The 18,516-nt window shown below is 73.0% G+C and carries 13 protein-coding genes; 11 read left to right on the top strand and 2 right to left on the bottom strand.

The features are described 5' to 3' along the window. Positions 1-89 precede the first annotated feature (89 nt). Positions 90-1,244, bottom strand: a complete 1,155-nt coding sequence (locus EST54_RS05815; RefSeq protein WP_129245716.1) for a N(5)-(carboxyethyl)ornithine synthase — start codon at positions 1,242-1,244, stop codon at positions 90-92. Positions 1,245-1,526: 282 nt separating this feature from the next. Between EST54_RS05815 and EST54_RS05810 the strand changes: the two genes are divergently transcribed. The 5 genes from EST54_RS05810 (at position 1,527) to EST54_RS05790 (ending at position 8,079) form a co-directional block, all read left to right on the top strand. Further along, a complete protein-coding gene (locus tag EST54_RS05810) occupies positions 1,527-2,054 on the top strand; it encodes a sigma-70 family RNA polymerase sigma factor (protein ID WP_129245714.1) in 528 nt (175 codons plus the stop codon). Next, positions 2,051-2,797: an anti-sigma factor family protein gene (locus EST54_RS05805; RefSeq protein WP_129245712.1), complete on the top strand. Its 747-nt coding sequence runs from the start codon at positions 2,051-2,053 to the stop codon at positions 2,795-2,797. The genes EST54_RS05810 and EST54_RS05805 overlap by 4 nt, the downstream gene beginning before the upstream one ends. 242 nt (positions 2,798-3,039) lie before the next feature. After that, entirely contained in the window at positions 3,040-5,544 is a 2,505-nt protein-coding gene (locus EST54_RS05800) for a HelD family protein (RefSeq protein WP_129245710.1), read from the top strand. A 514-nt stretch (positions 5,545-6,058) separates the two neighbouring features. After that, on the top strand, positions 6,059-7,492 hold the full coding sequence (locus EST54_RS05795; protein WP_129245708.1) for an NAD-dependent malic enzyme: 1,434 nt from the start codon (positions 6,059-6,061) through the stop codon (positions 7,490-7,492). A gap of 305 nt (positions 7,493-7,797) precedes the next feature. Next, positions 7,798-8,079: an HU family DNA-binding protein gene (locus tag EST54_RS05790; protein WP_006605312.1), complete on the top strand. Its 282-nt coding sequence runs from the start codon at positions 7,798-7,800 to the stop codon at positions 8,077-8,079. Between the two features lie 456 nt (positions 8,080-8,535). Here EST54_RS05790 and murA read toward each other — a convergent pair whose 3' ends face one another. Further along, a complete protein-coding gene (gene murA, locus EST54_RS05785) occupies positions 8,536-9,885 on the bottom strand; it encodes a UDP-N-acetylglucosamine 1-carboxyvinyltransferase (RefSeq protein WP_129245706.1) in 1,350 nt (449 codons plus the stop codon). Positions 9,886-10,181: 296 nt separating this feature from the next. Between murA and EST54_RS05780 the strand changes: the two genes are divergently transcribed. From EST54_RS05780 to EST54_RS05755, 6 genes are all read left to right on the top strand, one after another. After that, positions 10,182-10,862 (top strand): YqgE/AlgH family protein, encoded by a 681-nt coding sequence (locus EST54_RS05780; protein WP_129245704.1) that lies wholly within the window; start codon positions 10,182-10,184, stop codon positions 10,860-10,862. Positions 10,863-11,062: 200 nt separating this feature from the next. Further along, positions 11,063-11,743, top strand: coding sequence for a hypothetical protein (locus EST54_RS05775; protein ID WP_129245702.1), 681 nt, complete (start codon positions 11,063-11,065; stop codon positions 11,741-11,743). Positions 11,744-11,833: 90 nt separating this feature from the next. Further along, the gene (locus tag EST54_RS05770; RefSeq protein WP_078568732.1) at positions 11,834-12,127 is read left to right on the top strand and encodes a DUF3039 domain-containing protein; all 294 of its coding nucleotides are present in this window, start codon (positions 11,834-11,836) and stop codon (positions 12,125-12,127) included. 761 nt (positions 12,128-12,888) lie between these two features. Beyond that, a complete protein-coding gene (locus EST54_RS05765; protein WP_129245701.1) occupies positions 12,889-13,785 on the top strand; it encodes an FAD binding domain-containing protein in 897 nt (298 codons plus the stop codon). Positions 13,786-13,885: 100 nt separating this feature from the next. Continuing rightward, a complete protein-coding gene (locus EST54_RS35825; RefSeq protein ID WP_129245699.1) occupies positions 13,886-16,081 on the top strand; it encodes a 2Fe-2S iron-sulfur cluster-binding protein in 2,196 nt (731 codons plus the stop codon). A gap of 100 nt (positions 16,082-16,181) precedes the next feature. Then, on the top strand, positions 16,182-18,512 hold the full coding sequence (locus tag EST54_RS05755) for a xanthine dehydrogenase family protein molybdopterin-binding subunit (RefSeq protein WP_129245697.1): 2,331 nt from the start codon (positions 16,182-16,184) through the stop codon (positions 18,510-18,512). Positions 18,513-18,516: the final 4 nt, after the last annotated feature.

Raw genomic sequence — 18,516 nt, 5'->3', positions numbered from 1 at the left:
CGGACACGAGTGACGGCTGACGGCGGGCCGGGAGCGTCCGGTCGACGGCGTACCCGCACCGGGTACGCCGTCGACCGGGCGGCGCCGGCTCAGAGCAGCGCGTGCGGGTACTGCTCGGCGCGGTGCTGGAAGGCCAGGACCGCAGGGTTCTGGACGGTGCCGCCGCGGATTTCGATCGCCCGGCGGATCGTGCCGTCACCGTCCCAGCCGGCCGGTCCTTCGAGGACCGGCCGCAGGAACGGGATCAGCGCCTCGCTGTTCTCCCAGGTGGCCGCGTCCCACAGGTAGGACGGGCTGTGGTCCACGCCGTAGTAGCGGACGTGGTCGCCGACGGTGAACATCGGGTCGTCGAAGGTGGTCGGCCGGGCCCAGGCGAAGCCCATGCCCTCGTCGCAGGAGACATCGATCACCAGGGTGCCGGGCGCGAGCTTCGGCAGGTCCTCCTTTATCAGGAACATCAGCGGCGCCGCGGTGTCCTGGAGCACGCAGTTGACGATGATGTCGTGCCGGGCGAGGAACTCGGCCAGCGGCTGAGGGCCGCCCTCGGTGACCACGCTGCTGCGCCGCGGGTCGAGCGTGCCGTCGGCCACGTCGTGGTCGAAGTGCACGATCCGCGCCGAGTGGATCGGTGAGCCGACGGCGGTGACGCCGCGGGCAGTCAGCACGTCCACCTCGTGAACGCCCAGCGCGCTGAGTGCGGTGACCGCGCCGCGGGCGGTGGCGCCGAAGCCGATCACCACCGCACGCCGTCGGCGCCCGTAGTCACCGGTCGCACCGGTCAGCTGCATGGCGTGCAGCACCGACGAGTAGCCGGCCAGCTCGTTGTTCTTGTGGAAGACATGCAGGTTGAACGCGCCCTCCCGGGTCCAGTGGTTCATCGCCTCGAAGGCGATCACGGTGAGCCTGCGGTCGATGGCGGCCTGTGTGACCTTCGCGTCCTGCACGCAGTGCGGCCACCCCCACAGCACCTGCCCGTCCCGCAGCTCCGCCACATCCTCGTGCAGCGGTTTGGCCAGCAGGATGACGTCACACTCCGCGATCAGCTCCTGGCGTCGGCGGAAACCGGCGACCCACGGTGCGAGTTGACTGTCCGGGACACCGAAGTGCTCGCCGTAACCGGTCTGCAGAGAGATGTTGGGCCGGAGGTCGGCGTCGATGCGTGCGAAGTGTGCTGGGTGGATCGGCAGACGGTGCTCGTTCTCTTTGCGGGTCTGCGACATGATTCCGAGCTTGAGCTGCTGCAAAATACCCCTTTGATTACGCCCTGTGTAACACATCCCGGAGTGCGGAGACCCCGGCAGGCAGCGCTTTCTCCAGGCTGGTGACGTGGTGACACGGATGCCGTTTTGGGCTGACGTTTTTGGCGTCCGGGCAGGTCCGGTGGCTGCCGGTCGTCGCCCGGGAAAAATATTCCGCCGGCCGCTGAACACCCCGCCCGGCCCGTCCGTACTCCTCACCGCAAGTCCGATTCATGGCGCGGTCCCCGGCGATCTTGGGCGATCTGGGCTATCGACCCGGGAGTTGGAGTGCGTAAGGATGCCGTCGTGGCAGACAGGACGACACCTGACGAGGAGCTCATGCGAGCCCTCTATGACGATCATGCGGGCCCGCTTCTCGCCTTCGTCCTGCGCTTGGTCGCGGGCGACCGGCATCGTGCGGAGGACGTGGTGCAGGAGACGCTGGTCCGTGCCTGGCGCAACGCGGATCAGTTGCAGCGGGCGACCGGATCCATCCGGCCCTGGCTGGTGACCGTCGCCCGGCGGATCGTGATCGACGGGCACCGCAGCCGCCAGGCGCGGCCGCAGGAGGTCGACGCGACGCCCCTGGAGACGATGCCCGCCGCCGATGTGATCGACCGGGCGCTGCGGCTGATGACGATCTCCGAGGCGCTGAGCGATCTGAGCAAGGCCCACCGAGAGGCCCTCGTCGAGACGTACTTCAAGGAGCGTACGGTCAGCGAGGCGGCACAAGTGCTGCGGGTGCCGGCCGGGACCGTGCGGTCCCGGGTGTTCTACGCGCTGCTCTCGCTTGAAGAACGAGGAGTAACGGAGTGACCCCGCCCATGCCGCCGGACCGGCACACCGACGTCGGCGCTTACGCCCTGGGCGTCCTGGACGCCGCCGACGCGGACCGGTTCGAGGCGCATCTCGTCGGCTGCGACCGGTGTGCGGCCGAGCTCGAACAGCTGATGCGGCTCACGCCGTTGATGGCGGAGTTCAAGCAGTCCGCCCCCACCCCGCAGACGATCACCGCCGTCCCCGGGCCGGCGATGCTGGACGGGCTGCTGGACGTGGTGACCACCACCCGGCGCGGCCGCGCCCGGCGCCGGCTGTTCCTGGTCGCCGCGGCCGTCGTACTGATCGTCGGCGGCCCGCTCGCCACCTTCGCCCTGAAGGGGACGGAGTCGCCGCAGAGCCCTCCGGCGCCGCCGCTGGCGAACGCCGTCCGGGCCCAGTACGCGGCGGGCGAGAAGGTGAGCTCCGTCGACCCGGACACCAAGGTGTCGGCGGGCGTCTCCATGGCCGCCAAGCCCTGGGGCACCCAGGTCGTCCTTGAGCTCGCCAACGTCAAGGGGCCGCTCGCCTGCGATCTGGTCGCCGTCGGCAAGGACGGCAAACGGCAGACCGTCACCACCTGGGCCGTCCCCAAGGGCGGATACGGCATCCCGGGCAGCACCGCGAAGTGGAACCGCGAGCCCCTGTACGCGGCGGGCGGCGCGGCCCTCAACCGCGGCGACATCGACCACTTCGAGATCAACACGCTGGACGGCAAGCGGCTGGCGAAGGTCAACGTCTGAGGCCCGTCCCCGGCGCCTGGGCCCGCCGCGGCCCGGGGCGCCGGCCACGCACCGCCCCGCGCCGGGCCGCCACCTCCCCCGACCGGCCCCACCCGGAGCCGCGGTCCGCGTCGCCACCGGAGGCATGGTCCGCGTCGCCCTCCGACCGAACTCGTCCGACTTTGTCCTTCTGACCAGGTGCGCATGATGCCCGGTTCGCGTACGGTTGACGGCTGCCCTACGCACAGCAGAAGGGGGCCTGGGTGGCCGCGCACAACGCCACGCACGCACCGGATCACGCTTCGGATTCCGTTCGCGACCGTGAGATCGAGTCCGAGCAGACGCATCTGGACCGCGTCTACCGGCGCCTTGAGGAGAAGATCCACGAGGCCGAGTTCCTGATGGACGACGCCGCCAAGCGCGGCCAGGTCGGCACGCCCGGCGCGCTCGCCGAGCGCGACGCCCAGGTCTTCCAGGCCGGCGTCCATCTGCACCGGCTGAATTCCGAGTACGAGGACTTCCTCTTCGGCCGGATCGACCTGCTCCTCGGCAAGGACGGCAAGAAGGGCCCGGACGGGGCCTTCACCTCCGTCGAGCCCGCCGACGGCGCGATCGAGAACAACCGCGCCGAGATCGCCGAGACGCTGCACATCGGCCGCCTCGGTGTCCTCGACGCGGACTACTCCCCGCTGGTCATCGACTGGCGGGCGCCGGCCGCCGCGCCCTTCTACCGGGCCACCCCGGTCGCCCCCGGCCGGGTCGTCCGCCGGCGCGTGATCCGCTCCAAGGGCCGCAAGGTCCTCGGCGTCGAGGACGACCTGATGCGCCCGGAGGTCACCGCGACGCTGGCCGGCCGGGAGCTGCCGGCGATCGGTGACGGTGCGCTGATGGCCGCGCTGGGCCGGGCCCGCAGCCACACCATGCGGGACATCGTGGCCTCCATCCAGGCCGAGCAGGACATGGTGATCCGGGCCCCCGCCGCCTCCGTCACCGAGGTCGAGGGCGGGCCCGGCACGGGCAAGACCGCGGTCGCCCTGCACCGCGCCGCCTACCTCCTCTACCAGGACCGCCGCCGCTACGCGGGCGGCATCCTGATCGTCTCCCCGACGCCGCTGCTGGTCGCGTACACCGAAGGCGTGCTGCCCTCCCTCGGCGAGGAGGGCCAGGTCGCCATCCGGGCCCTGGGCTCGCTGGTGGAGGGCGCCGAGGCGACGGCCTACGACCCGCAGGCCGTCGCCCGGATCAAGGGCTCAGCGCGGATGCAGAAGCTGCTGCGCAAGGCGGCCCGCGGGGCGCTGGAACTGGCCGCTCCGGCGGCGTCGCCGGACGGCACCGGCCCGGCCGCCGCGGCGGACGAGGACGGCCAGCTGTCCCTGGAGGACCTCTTCGCCCCGCCCCCGGACAGCGGCGCCGCGCAGGAGACCCGCCGCGCCCGCCGCACCCGCTCCAGATCCCCGCGGCCCGCCGCGGCCGCCCCCGCCCGGCTGCGGGTCGTCGCCTTCGGCGGCCGGATCGAGCTGGACGCCGACGAGCTGCACGCCATCCGGCAGTCCGCGCTCGGCGGCACCGCACCGGTCAACCTGCTGCGCCCGCGCGCCCGCCGGCTGATCCTGGACGCGCTGTGGGCCAAGTCCGGCGCCGCCCGCCGCTACACCGACCCCGAACTCGCCGCCGAGGCCCGCGAGGGCTTCGACGAGGACATCACCACCGAGCACGACTTCCAGGAGTTCCTGGACGCCTGGTGGCCCGAGCTGACCCCGCGCGGCGTACTGGCCGCGATGGCAGACGAGCGGCTGCTGGGCCGCTGGGCACGCCGGACCCTCAACCCGCGCGAGGTACGCCAACTGGCCCGCTCCCTCCAGCGGCTGGACGCGCAAGGACACGGCCCGCTGTCGGTGCACGACATCGCGCTGCTGGACGAGCTCCAGCTGATCCTCGGCGCTCCGATGCGCCCGGCCCGCCCCCGCGAAGCCGATCCGCTGGACCATCTGACCGGCCTGGAGGAGCTCACGACCTACGTCGACCGCAACGGCGGCGGCGGCCGCAGCCGGCGCGAGCGGCTGGAGGAGGAGCGCACCGACTACGCCCACGTCATCGTCGACGAGGCACAGGACCTGACGCCGATGCAGTGGCGGATGGTCGGCCGCCGCGGCCGGCACGCGACCTGGACCGTGGTCGGCGACCCGGCGCAGTCCTCGTGGTCCGACCCGGACGAGGCCGCCGTCGCCCGCGACGAGGCGCTCGGCACCCGCCCGCGCCGCCGCTTCACGCTCACCGTGAACTACCGCAACCCCGCGGAGATCGCCGACCTGGCGTCCCGGGTGCTGGCGCTGGCGATGCCCGGTATGCAGTCGCCGAAGGCGGTCCGCTCCACGGGCCTCGAACCCCGCTTCGCGCTCACCTCCGACGGCGGCGGCCCGGCCGGCGACGAGGCGCTGGCGCGGACCACGGTCGCCGAGGCCGAGCGGCTGCTGGGCGAGGTGGACGGCACGGTCGGCGTCGTGGTGGCCATGAACCGCCGCGAGCAGGCCCGCAGTTGGCTGGCCCCGCTCGGCGACCGGGTGGTGGCGCTGGGCTCCCTGGAGGCCAAGGGGCTGGAGTACGACGCCACCCTCGTGGTCTCGCCGGCCGAGATCGCCGATGAGTCCCCGGCCGGCCTGCGGGTCCTGTACGTGGCGCTGACCCGGGCCACCCAGCAGCTGACCGTGCTGTCGGCCGAACGGGACGAGCCGGACGCGTCCGCGGTGCCCGATCTGCTGCGGGACTGACCCCGACCGGCCCCGCCCGGCACCCGTACGGCGGCCCCGCCGGGCGCCGGGCACCGCCGTACGAGGGGTCTTCAGATCGGCCCCCCGGGACGGGATTCGCTTCCGGGGATGGTTTGTTAGCCTGGGTGACGGCACCGGCTCGATCCAAGCCCCCGGGCCCAACCATCGTCGCTACGAGCGACCACTTGCCGCGAGGCGAGCATGGCGGGTCGGTGCCGCCTGATCGTCGACTACGGGCGTCTCTCCTGCGGGAGAGGCGCCCGCAGTCGTTCGGTGCCGGCTGAACGGCGGGCGACGGGCGGATGACCGTTGCCGCAACGTTCCCCGGAGCCGCTCGCCGGGGGCTCCGCACTGCTGATCGCGTCTCGTATGGTGAAATCGCCTTTCCGAAAGTCGCGGCTGGTTACCGCGTACCGGCTGGTAGGTGCGACGATCGGTCAACATTGCTCCGGACCGGGTACCCCGGGCCACGGAGCCGCTGAGAGAGAACCAGGGAAAGCAGAGGAAGTCGGCCATGGCAACGGCGCCAAGCGTCTCGTACTCGATGACGGTTCGGCTGGAGGTCCCTGCCAGCGGGACCGCAGTCAGCCAGCTCACCACGGCCGTGGAGTCCTCCGGCGGCTCGGTCTCCGGCCTCGACGTGACGGCATCCGGCCACGAGAAACTCCGGATCGACGTCACCATCGCCGCGTCGTCCACCGCGCACGCGGACGAGATCGTCTCCAAGCTGCGCGGCATCGAGGGCGTCTCGCTCGGCAAGGTCTCCGACCGTACCTTCCTGATGCACCTCGGCGGCAAGATCGAGATGTCGTCGAAGCACCCCATCCGCAACCGTGACGACCTGTCGATGGTGTACACCCCCGGCGTCGCCCGCGTCTGCCAGGCCATCGCCGACAACCCCGAGGACGCCCGCCGGCTGACGATCAAGCGCAACAGCGTCGCGGTCGTCACGGACGGCTCCGCCGTCCTCGGCCTAGGCAACATCGGCCCCAAGGCCGCGCTGCCCGTCATGGAGGGCAAGGCGGCCCTCTTCAAGCGCTTCGCCGGCATCGACGCCTGGCCGCTGTGCCTGGACACCCAGGACACCGACGCCATCGTGGAGATCGTCAAGGCCATCGCCCCCGGCTTCGCCGGCATCAACCTGGAGGACATCTCCGCCCCCCGCTGCTTCGAGATCGAGGCGCGGCTGCGCGAGGCCCTGGACATTCCGGTCTTCCACGACGACCAGCACGGCACCGCCATCGTGGTGCTCGCCGCGCTCACCAACGCGCTGCGCGTCGTCGGCAAGAAGGCCGAGGACGTCCGGGTCGTGATGTCCGGCGCCGGCGCGGCCGGTACCGCCATCCTCAAGCTGCTGATCGCGGCCGGCGTCCGGCACGCCGTCGTCGCCGACATCCACGGTGTGGTGCACGCCGGCCGGACGGACCTGGTCGACGCCGACCCGGACTCGCCGCTGCGCTGGATCGCCGACAACACCAACCCCGAGGGCGTCACCGGCACCCTCAAGGAGGCCGTGGTCGGCGCGGACGTCTTCATCGGCGTCTCCGCGCCCAACGTCCTGGACGGCGACGACGTCGCGAAGATGGCCGACGGCGCGATCGTGTTCGCGCTCGCCAACCCCGACCCGGAGGTCGACCCGGTCATCGCCCGGCAGACCGCCGCCGTCGTGGCCACCGGCCGCTCCGACTTCCCCAACCAGATCAACAACGTCCTGGTGTTCCCCGGTGTCTTCCGCGGCCTCCTCGACGCCCACTCCCGTACGGTGAACACCGAGATGATGCTGGCCGCGGCCGGTGCCCTCGCGGACGTCGTCCTGGAGGACGAGGTCAACCCGAACTACATCATCCCCAGCGTCTTCAACGAGAAGGTCGCGGGCGCGGTGGCCGACGCGGTCCGGAACGCGGCGAAGAGCGGCGAAGCGGCTGTGACGGCTGCCACGAGCGTCTGAGTCGGCGCGTCGCTGGAACACCGTCGTTGAGCCGCCCATAGGGTGGCGGGCAGCAAGCGACCGCCGCCCTGTGGGGCCGGCCCGGAGCGGGATTGATACGGAGCGTGACCACTAACGAGGCAGTGGCGCTTTTCGTGTGACCCTCCTGGGTGCCGGATTGGCTTTACCGCCGCAGGTAGGGGCAGGATGCGTAATCGGGCGCGAGGGTCTGGCACCAGACCCGGGTCCGGGGACTGTCCGAGGACCCTGGCAGCATCGGCTTCGATCTCACGCCTCATTGGCAAGAAGAACACGGGAGTACAAACATGAACCGCAGTGAGCTGGTGGCCGCTCTGGCCGATCGCGCCGAGGTGACCCGCAAGGACGCCGACGCCGTTCTGGCCGCCCTCGCCGAGGTGACCGGCGAGGTCGTCGCCAAGGGCGACGAGAAGGTCACCATCCCCGGCTTCCTGACCTTCGAGCGCACCCACCGTGCCGCTCGCACCGCGCGCAACCCGCAGACCGGCGACCCGATCCAGATCCCGGCCGGCTACAGCGTGAAGGTCTCCGCGGGCTCCAAGCTCAAGGAAGCCGCCAAGGGTAAGTAAGACCCTCAGCACGGCACGCCAGGGCGGCCATCCCTTCCAGGGGTGGCCGCCCTGTCGCGTCCCACGGCACGGGCGGCCGGTGGACGGCCGGAGACGGCCGGCCGCACCGAACGGGAAGTCCGCCGGGCGCACGCCCCCCAGCGAGGCCGCCAGGGCCCCGCAGGGGCCGGAAACGCCGCCCGGTACGCCCGGAGATGCGCCGGCGGCCCGCAACCGGCGCCGCCGGGGCGCCCCTGGGGCTGTCGGCCGGACGGTCCGTGCGACCTCGGCGGTGCCGTCCCGGTCCCGTACGGGGCCGCCGTACGGGTGAGACCTGGGGCCGCGAGGACGGACGGCGCGAACGGTGCGCCGCGCCCGCCGAGTTGTCCGCGGCATGCGGGACTCCGCACGGCAGCGGGCCCCGGCGGTGTACGCCGGGGCCCGCTGCCGTCTGTCGAGAAGACCGCTGTGCCGTGGTCAGTTGCTGCGCAGTGCGCCGTTCGGGAGCTCGACCTTGGCGCCCAGCTCCACGAGCTTCTCCATGAAGTTCTCGTAGCCGCGGTTGATCAGGTCGATGCCGTGCACCCGGGAGGTGCCCTGCGCCGCCAGCGCCGCGATCAGATACGAGAAGCCGCCGCGCAGGTCGGGGATGACCAGGTCGGAGCCCTGCAGTCGGGTCGGTCCGGAGACGACCGCGGAGTGCAGGAAGTTGCGCTGGCCGAAGCGGCAGGCGGAGCCGCCCAGGCACTCGCGGTACAGCTGGATGTGCGCGCCCATCTGGTTGAGCGCGGAGGTGAAGCCGAGCCGGGACTCGTACACCGTCTCGTGCACGATCGACAGGCCGGACGCCTGGGTCAGCGCGACGACCAGCGGCTGCTGCCAGTCGGTCTGGAAGCCGGGGTGGACGTCGGTCTCCAGGGCGATGGCGTTGAGCGAACCGCCCGGGTGCCAGAAGCGGATGCCCTCGTCGCCGATCTCGAAGGCGCCACCGACCTTGCGGAAGGTGTTGAGGAAGGTCATCATCGACCGCTGCTGCGCGCCGCGGACGAAGATGTTGCCCTCGGTGGCCAGCGCCGCGGACGCCCAGGAGGCGGCCTCCAGGCGGTCCGGGAGGGCGCGGTGGGTGTAACCGTCGAGTTTGTCGACACCGGTGATCCGGATCGTCCGGTCGGTGTCCATGGAGATGATCGCGCCCATCTTCTGCAGGACGCAGATGAGGTCCTCGATCTCCGGCTCCACGGCGGCGTTCGACAGCTCGGTGACGCCCTCCGCCAGGACGGCGGTCAGCAGCACCTGTTCGGTCGAGCCGACCGACGGGTACGGCAGTCGGATCTTGGTGCCGCGCAGCCGGTGCGGGGCCTCCAGGTACTGCCCGTCGGCGCGCTTCTCGATCGTCGCGCCGAACTGGCGCAGCACGTCGAAGTGGAAGTCCACCGGGCGGCCACCGATGTCGCAGCCGCCCAGGCCAGGGATGAAGGCGTGGCCGAGGCGGTGCAGCAGCGGGCCGCAGAACAGGATCGGGATCCGTGAGGAGCCCGCGTGGGCATCGATGTCAGCGACGTTGGCGCTCTCGACGTGCGACGGGTCGAGGATCAGCTCCCCCGGCTCGTCACCCGGGCGCACCGTGACGCCGTGCAGCTGCAGCAGCCCGCGCACCACGCGTACGTCGCGGATGTCGGGCACATTGCGCAGCCGGCTGGGGCCGCTGCCGAGGAGGGCGGCGACCATGGCCTTCGGTACAAGGTTCTTCGCGCCGCGAACCCGGATCTCGCCCTCGAGCGGGGTGCCGCCGTGGACAAGCAGTACGTCGTCAGTAGAGACGGTCATGGATCTCGCGTTCCTGGAGACGGGCAGGGGCCAAGCTGAAATGGTAAGGGCGGCCGGGGGTGAGTCCGTAGGCCCGTGCAGGCTTCGCGCGTGTAATGGCTTTGCCACAACACGCTCCGCTACCTTCCGCCTTTGATCTGTAATCAACCTTTGGCTGAAATTGCCGGTGAATGTCTTGAATGGGCTATCCGTTCCGAAGTCGTGCGCCGGTGCTGCCGCCGTACGCCCTGCCCTGCTCTCGCACGGGCCTCGGCGTTGACTCCCCGCTCCGGGCAGAAGTGCGGGATCATGTGGCCATGACCGAGGTGTCCTCGCTCACAGGGCGGCTGCTCGTCGCGACACCCGCGCTCGCCGATCCGAACTTCGACCGCGCGGTGGTGCTGCTCCTCGACCACGACGAGGAGGGCTCCCTCGGCGTGGTCCTCAACCGCCCCACCCCGGTCGGCGTGGCGGACATCCTCGCCCCCTGGGCCGCACTGGCCGGCGAGCCGGGGGTGGTCTTCCAGGGCGGCCCGGTGTCGCTGGACTCCGCGCTCGGGGTGGCCGTGGTGCCCGGCGGGCTGTCCGGCGAGGGCGGCATCCCCTCCGTGGACGGCAGCACGCTGGCGGGCGGTGACGGCGCGGAGCCGGCCGGTGCCCCGGCCGCCCCGGCCGCGGACCGGGCGGACGTCCAATCGGGTGACGAGCCGCTGGGCTGGCGCAGGGTGCACGGCGCGATCGGCCTGGTCGATCTGGAGGCCCCGCCGGAACTCCTCGCGGCGGTGCTGGGCAGTCTGCGGATCTTCGCCGGGTACGCGGGCTGGGGCCCGGGCCAGCTGGAGGACGAGCTCGTCGAGGGCGCCTGGTACGTGGTCGAGTCCGAGCCCGGCGACGTCTCCTCGCCCGATCCGGAGCAGCTGTGGCGCGCGGTGCTGCGCCGCCAGCGCAACGAACTGGCGATGGTGGCCACGTATCCGGACGACCCGTCGCTGAACTGAGCCCCGTCCGGGTGCGGGCGGGCGTCGGGCGGGCGGCTTCCCGCAATCCGGCGCGGGGGCCCGAATTTTGTTGACGACTGGATTATTGTGACGGCTTCGGCATGGGGAATTGTCGGACCCCGTCGCTAGGGTTCGGACGTAACAGGCGAGGTGTGCGGCCGCGTCGGCGGGGCCGCGCCGGACAAACGGGGGAGAGCGCCATGCAGAGGCCGAGCGTGCCCGAGGACCTCGACCATCCGGAGCGCCTGTGGGCGCGCGCCGCGACCCTGGCCGTGGTGGCCGCCGGCGCGGACGACGGGGACGAATACAGCTGGGGCCGCAACGGCCTGCAGTGCTGGAACGACGGCGGCAGCTACTGGTGGCGGCTGCAGCTGTTCGAGGGCGGCCGGGCACTGCTGTGCGGCCAGGACTCGGACGGCAGCTACACCCACGACGGGGGCCGGCGGATCGACTTCCTGGCCGGCGGCCCCGAGTGGCTGCCCTGGGAGCGGCTGCGGGAGGACGCCGAGGGCAATCTCCTCGGGTTCGTCTACTGGTGGCAGGACGGCGGCTGGGCCCGTGCGCCCTATCCCGCGAAGATGCCGGACGACGGCCTGGAGATGGCGATGAACTGGGCGGCTCCCGGTGACGCCGCGATCGACAAGCTCGTCGAGGACCTCGTGGCACGGGCGGAGACGGAGGTCGACCCCGGTGCGGCGGTCCGTGCCTTCCTCGCCCTCGCGGCGGCCCGCACGGTAGGGGCGGCGGACATCGCGGCGCTGCTGGACGCGGTCTGCGACAAGGACTCCTGGTACGACGTCCGGCCGGATGCCGCGCTGGCCTTCGCCGTGCGGCTCGGCCTGACGGCCGGGGACCGGGGCGGTATGGCGGTCGCCTCGTAGCGGCCGTGCCCCGGGGCCGTGCGCCCGGCCCGGCACCGGCACCGGACCGACGCTCCCGGCTTGTGGCGCGCGTGAGTACCCTTGGCTGTTATGAGCACTGTTGAGCCCGAGCGCGGGGCAGGTACGGGCACCCTCGTAGAGCCGACACCGCAGGTGTCGCACGGCGACGGCGACCACGAGCGCTTCGCCCACTATGTCCAGAAGGACAAGATCATGGCGAGTGCGCTCGACGGTACGCCCGTCGTGGCGCTGTGCGGGAAGGTCTGGGTCCCGGGTCGCGACCCGAAGAAGTACCCGGTCTGCCCCATGTGCAAGGAGATCTTCGAGTCCATGGGCGCCGGCGGCGACAAGGACAAGGGCGGCAAGGACGGCGGCAAGAAGTAGCCACCGCGGACCGTAACTCCCGGCCGGCGACGGCCGGTCGTGCGCGCGCGGCGCAAGGACGGTGACGGGCTGCGGACGCGGCCCGTCCGGCAGTGCGTCGTGCGGCGGTGACGAACCCGCCTCGGTACGGGCCCGGGTCCCTCGTGGACCGGGGCCCCTCGGCGTTCTGGGCCCGTGCAGGGTGTCCCTGACCTCCCCGCGGCTCCCCTCGGCGAACCCCCTCCGCCACCACGGCAGTTAGGGGCCGGAAGGCGCCCCGCCATGGCAGCATCGGTCGTGAGGGCCGCCCCGTGCCGGTCGTCTTCTTCGTACCCGTACAGCGCCGCGGGCTCGGTGCCCCGGCGGCGCGGGCAACGACCAAGTCCGCACCCTGAAACGGCCCGGAGTGCTCGGACGCCCGATCGACGGGGCGCCCCCAAACGTGTGAGCCCCGGTGCAAGGAGGGCGCCCGTGCGGCCGGTCCCTGGGACGGTGGTGCGGTACGGCGGTCCCCCCGCACCGCCGTACCGAGCACCGCAGTGCCGGCGGGCGCGTCCCGCTGCACCCTGCCGGACGCCGCCGCCGACGTGCCACACCGCAGTGCCCGTACCGTCGGTGGCGGACGAAACCGGACGAGAACCCTGTCCCGGGACCGACCGCCGCTTCGTGGACCCTCGCGCCGAGGGCCCGGGAAGATGTGCCAGAGTTGCCACGTCCGGGCTGTGAGCACGTACCGTACGGCGGAGCGGAACTGCCGGGACACCGGGGAAGGGGCAGCTGGCTTGACCACGCACGCACCGCAGGCGTCGCACACGGTGACGTTGCCGGCCTCGCTCGACGAGGCGGTGGCGGCGCTCACCGCCATGCCCACCGCCGTGCCCGTCGCGGGCGGCACCGATCTCATGGCGGCGGTCAACGCCGGACACCTCAGACCCGCAGCCCTGGTGGGTCTCAACCGGATCAGTGAGATGCGCGGCTGGCAGTACCTGGACGGCCATGCGCTGCTCGGTGCCGGTCTGACCCTCGCCCGTATGGGACGCCCCGACTTCGCCGCCCTGATCCCCGGCCTGGCCGCGGCCGCCCGCGCGGCCGGCCCACCGCAGATCCGCAACGCCGGCACCCTCGGCGGCAACATCGTGACCTCCGCGCCCACGGGGGACACCCTCCCGGTGCTCGCCGCCCTCGAAGCCACGGTGATCATCGCCGGCCCCGGGGGCGGCCGCCGGGAGATTCCGGTCAGCCACCTCCTGGCCGGCCGCGAGATGCTCAGCCCCGGCGAACTCGTCGGCTTCGTACGGGTGCCGCTGCTGCACGCCCCGCAGACCTTCCTCAAGGCCACCGGCCGCACCGGGCCCGGCCGCGCCACCGCGTCGGTGGCGCTCGTCCTGGACCCGGCGCGGCGCGGGGTGCGCTGCGCGGTGGGCGCGGTCGCCGCCATGCCGCTGCGCCCCCTGGAGGCCGAACAGTGGGTGGCCTCGCTCATCGACTGGGACGGTGAACGCGGCCTGGTCCCCGAGGCGCTGACGGCCTTCGGTGACTACGTCGCCGCCGCCTGCATCCCGGACCCGGCGCCGCCCGAGGACGGTTCGGAACCGGCCACCCTGCCGCCGGCCGCACTGCACCTGCGCCGTACGGTGGCAGCCCTGGCCCGCCGCGCACTGGGGAGGGCGCTCTCATGAGTGAGCGCGGCATGGGGGTCCCCTCCGTCGGAGACCGGGGGATCATCATCGAAGGGTGCGCGCCTCGCGAATGCGGGGCCGAGCGAAGTGAGGGCTCGGCATGAGTGACGCCGACAACCGCCATCCGTACCAGCCGCACCCCGAACAGGGCTGGCAGCCGCTGCCGCAGGGCGGCGAGTACGAATCGGAGGCAACGGCCTTCGTACAGCTCCCGGAAGGCTTCACCAGCGGGATCTACCAAGGGCGGGCGCCCCGTTACGGCACCCCGGGCGCCGAACCCCTGGAGGCCCCCGGCCACGGCTACACCCCGCCGTCCTCCTTCACCCCGCACGCCGGCACACCACCGGTCCCGGACGCGGGCGCCGACCCGGCCGCCACCGGCCAGTGGACGATGCCGTTCGCGGACCCCTCGGCCGGATACGCCGACCCGTCCGCCGGATACCCGGCCCCTGCCGAGCAGGCGCCCCACCAGGGCCACTCGGTGGCGTACCACAGCGGCACCCCCGAGGCGGCCCCGCCGTGGGGCGAGCGGGTGGACTGGCCCGTGGCGGGCAGCCCGGAGGCGGGCGGTACCGGCACCTGGTCGATCCCCGCGGCGGCGGACGACGGACCGGAGGAGTCCGGCGAGTATCTGCTCGGCGACGACGAACTGACGGGGCACACAGGGCATACGGGGCATGCCGGCGGCTATCCGGGCGTCCATGGCTACCAGCGTCACCCCGGGCATCCGGGACATCCGGGTCCTACGGGGCACGGCGCTGCCGCCGGCTACCAGGACGGCGGATACCCGGCCGCGTACGACCGGGCCCCGAGCCCGGCGGACGCCGAGGAGGCCGCCCGGACCGGGCACTGGAACTTCACCGCCGGGCCGGACGCCGCGGGCGGGATGGAGGCGCCCCCCGCGCAGCCGCGGGATTCCGCGCACGGCGGGGAGGTGCACGGGGAGGCGCACGGCCCCTTCGGCGTCCCCGCGGGCGACCCGTACGCGCACGAGCGCGGTCTTTCCGGCCACGGCGCCGAGCCCGAACTGCCCGGCGGCGCCGACCCGTACGCGACGGGCGGCGGCCGGCACCCCGCGGCCGGCGAGGCGACCGGGCACTGGTCGCTGCCGGCCGATGCGCTGGCCCAGTGGCCGCCGGCCACCGAGGCGGCACAGCCTTCGCACGACGCGGCGCCGGAGCGGCAGGACGCGGCGGCCGACCTGTCCGACGCGATGGCGAACATGCCCGACATGACCGGCACGCGCGGATGGCCGGTCCCGGGAGCCGACGGCGAACAGCCGCCGGATTCAGACGAATTCGCGCACCCCGACGCCCCGGCCGAGTCCGCCGCGCCGGACGACGGGGGTGCCGCGCCGGACGCCCCGCGGGAGACCAGCGGGCCCGGCGCGCACACCGAGCCCGACGCGCACCCGGACCCAGACGACTTCGCCGGCACCAACGACTCCGCGGACCCCGACGACCTCGCGGGCGCGGAGGACTTCGCGGGCCCGGAGGACGGCAGGGACGCCGACGACGCCGCCGGCACGGACGACCGCACCACCGACAGCGCCGCCGACCGCTTTGCCGACGGCACCGCCGGTGACGGGGAGTCCCTCGCCGGCATCGAGCCCCTCACCGACGCCGACGCCGGCGCCGTCGCCGCGGCCCCGGTGTCCGGCTCCGGCCTCGACGGCCACGACGAACACCCCGCCGCCTCCTTCGTGTTGCGGGTGAACGGCATCGACCGGCCTGTCACCGACGCCTGGATCGGCGAATCACTGCTCTACGTCCTGCGCGAGCGCCTCGGCCTGGCCGGCGCCAAGGACGGCTGCTCGCAGGGTGAGTGCGGGGCGTGCTCGGTCCAGGTGGACGGCCGGCTGGTGGCGTCCTGCCTGGTGCCCGCGGCCACCACGGCCGGCAGCGAGGTCCGTACCGTCGAGGGGCTCGCGGAGAACGGCGTGCCCTCCGACGTACAGCGCGCGCTCGCCGCCTCCGGTGCGGTGCAGTGCGGCTTCTGCGTACCGGGGATGGCCATGACCGTCCACGACCTCCTGGAGGGCAACCACGCCCCCAGCGAGCTGGAGACCCGCAAGGCGCTGTGCGGCAACCTCTGCCGCTGCTCCGGCTACCGGGGTGTACTGGACGCCGTCGAGGAGGTCGTCAAGGCCCGCGCGGAGGCCGCCGACACCGCGGAGGGCGAGACGGACGGGGAGACGCCGGCGGACACCGCCCGTATTCCCCACCAGGCGGGCCCCGCCGACCCCATGGGCCACGCCCCGCACGACCAGGATCCGCACACGGGAGGCTCCGCATGAGCGAGCGCAGCATGGGGGTCCCCCCGGCCGGCGGCCGGGGGAGTGGCAGGGAGAGGTGCACGCTGAGCGAATGCGAGGCCGAGCGAAGCGAGGTTTCGGCATGAGTGGCACGTCCGACGGCGCGGGTGCCGTCACCGCGACCCCTGCGGCGGGCGTCCAGATCCCCGACGAGCCGCCGCCGCACGGCCTGGGTGTCTCCCTGCCGTCCGAGGACGCGCCGGCGAAGACCGAGGGCACCTTCCCGTACGCCGCCGACCTGTGGGCCGAAGGGCTGCTGTGGGCCGCGGTGCTGCGCTCCCCGCACCCGCGCGCACGGATCCTGTCCATCGACACCAAGCACGCCGTGGAGATGCCGGGCGTACGCGTCATCGTCACCCACGAGGACGTCCCCGGCGACGCGGCGCACGGCCGCGGCAACGCCGACCGCCCGGTCTTCGCCAAGGACGAGGTCCGCCACCACGGCGAGCCGATCGCCGCGGTGGCCGCCGACCACCCCGACACGGCCCGGCTGGCCGCCGCCGCCATCGCCGTCGAATACGAGGTCCAGGAGGCGGTCACCGACCCCCAGCTGGCCTTCGAGGCCGAGCCGCTGCACCCGGACGGCAACCTCATCCGGCACATCCCGCTCCGCTTCGGCGACGCCGACGCCGTGGGCGAGGTGATGGTCGAGGGGCTCTACCGGATCGGCCGGCAGGACCCGGCGCCCATCGGGGCCGAGGCGGGGCTCGCGGTGCCGCGCCCCGATGGCGGCGTGGAGATCTACACCGCCTCCACGGACCCGCACACCGACCGCGACCTGGCGGCCGCCTCCTTCGGTCTCGCGCCGGAACAGGTCAAGGTCGTGGTGACCGGCGTCCCCGGTGCCACCGCCGACCGCGAGGACCCCGGAGTCTCGCTCGCGCTCGGCCTGTTGGCGCTGCGTACGGGCTGCCCCGTCAAGCTTGCCGCCACCCGTGAGGAGTCCTTCCTCACGCACGCCCACCGCCACCCCACGCTGCTGCGCTACCGCCACCACGCGGACGCCGACGGCACCCTGGTCAAGGTGGAGGCACAGATCCTGATGGACGCCGGCGCCTACGCGGACACCTCCGCCGACGCCCTGGCCGCCGCCGTCTCCTTCTCCTGCGGCCCGTACGTCGTCCCGCACGCCGTCGTGGACGGCTGGGCGGTGCGCACCAACAACCCGCCGTCCGGCCACGTGCGCGGCGAGGGTGCGATGCAGGTCTGCGCCGCTTACGAGGGCCAGATGGACAAGCTGGCCGCCCGGCTGGGCCTGGAGCCCGACGAGATCCGGCTGCGCAACGTCATGGCCACCGGCGACCTGCTCCCCACGGGGCAGACGGTGACCTGCCCGGCCCCGGTGGCCGAACTCCTGCATGCCGTCAAGGAAGCGCCGCTTCCCGAGCTGCCCAAGGATGCACCCGAAGCGGAGTGGCTCCTGCCGGGCGGACCCGAGGGCGCGGGGGAGCCGGGCGCGGTGCGCCGCGGCGTCGGCTACGGGCTGGGCATGGTGCACATGCTCGGTGCGGAGGGCACCGACGAGGTCTCCACCGCCACCGTCAAGGTCAGCGGCTCGGTCGCCACCGTCATCTGCGCCGCCGTCGAGACCGGTTCGGGGTTCTCCACCCTGGCGCGGCAGATCGTGCAGGAGACGCTCGGCGTCCAGGAGGTGCACGTCGCGCCCGTCGACACCGACCAGCCGCCGGCCGGCCCGGCCTGCCACGGCCGGCACACCTGGGTCTCCGGAGGCGCCGTCGAGCGCGCCGCGAAGATGGTCCGTACGCAGCTCCTCCAGCCGCTGGCCCACAAGTTCGGCATGTCCACCGAGCTGCTGCAGATCAACGACGGCAAGATCACCTCGTACGACGGGGTGCTCAGCACCACCGTCGCCGAGGCGCTGGACGGCAAGGAACTGTGGGCCACCGCCCAGTGCCGGCCGCATCCGAGCGAACCGCTGGACGAGAGCGGTCAGGGCGACGCGTTCGTCGGTCTCGCCTTCTGCGCGATCCGCTGTGTCGCCGATGTCGACATCGAGCTCGGCACCATCCGGGTCGTGGAGATGACCGTTGCCCAGGACGTGGGGCGGGTGCTCAACCCCCGCCAGCTGCGGGCCCGTATCGAAGCCGGTGTCACCCAGGGGCTGGGCGCCGCCCTGATGGAGAACCTGCGGACCACCCGCGGTCAGGTCCGCCATCCCGACCTGACCGGCTACGCCCTGCCGACGGCCCTGGACGCGCCGGACATCCGCATCGTCAAGCTCGTCGAGGAGCGGGACGTGGTCGCCCCCTTCGGCGCCAAGCCCGCCAGCGCCGTCCCGGTCGTCACCTCACCGGCCGCCGTGGCCTCCGCGGTCCGCGCCGCCACCGGCCGCCCCATCGGCCGCCTCCCGATCCGTCCGCAGGCGGCGGTGGCACAGGTGGTGCAGCAGTAGGGGG

This window comes from Streptomyces sioyaensis (assembly GCF_004122735.1).
GTDB classification, from domain to species: Bacteria; Actinomycetota; Actinomycetes; order Streptomycetales; family Streptomycetaceae; genus Streptomyces; species Streptomyces sioyaensis.
This window is presented reverse-complemented; position numbering and strand designations above follow the sequence as displayed.

Excerpts from the sequence above, each read along its gene's own strand:
- EST54_RS05790 (WP_006605312.1), top strand. The coding sequence starts at position 7,798 with ATGAACCGCAGTGAGCTGGTGGCCGCTCTGGCCGATCGCGCCGAGGTG.
- EST54_RS05795 (WP_129245708.1), top strand. The coding sequence starts at position 6,059 with ATGGCAACGGCGCCAAGCGTCTCGTACTCGATGACGGTTCGGCTGGAG.
- EST54_RS05770 (WP_078568732.1), top strand. The coding sequence starts at position 11,834 with ATGAGCACTGTTGAGCCCGAGCGCGGGGCAGGTACGGGCACCCTCGTA.
- murA (WP_129245706.1), bottom strand. The coding sequence starts at position 9,885 with ATGACCGTCTCTACTGACGACGTACTGCTTGTCCACGGCGGCACCCCG.
- EST54_RS05755 (WP_129245697.1), top strand. The coding sequence starts at position 16,182 with ATGAGTGGCACGTCCGACGGCGCGGGTGCCGTCACCGCGACCCCTGCG.
- EST54_RS35825 (WP_129245699.1), top strand. The coding sequence starts at position 13,886 with ATGAGTGACGCCGACAACCGCCATCCGTACCAGCCGCACCCCGAACAG.
- EST54_RS05780 (WP_129245704.1), top strand. The coding sequence starts at position 10,182 with ATGACCGAGGTGTCCTCGCTCACAGGGCGGCTGCTCGTCGCGACACCC.
- EST54_RS05775 (WP_129245702.1), top strand. The coding sequence starts at position 11,063 with ATGCAGAGGCCGAGCGTGCCCGAGGACCTCGACCATCCGGAGCGCCTG.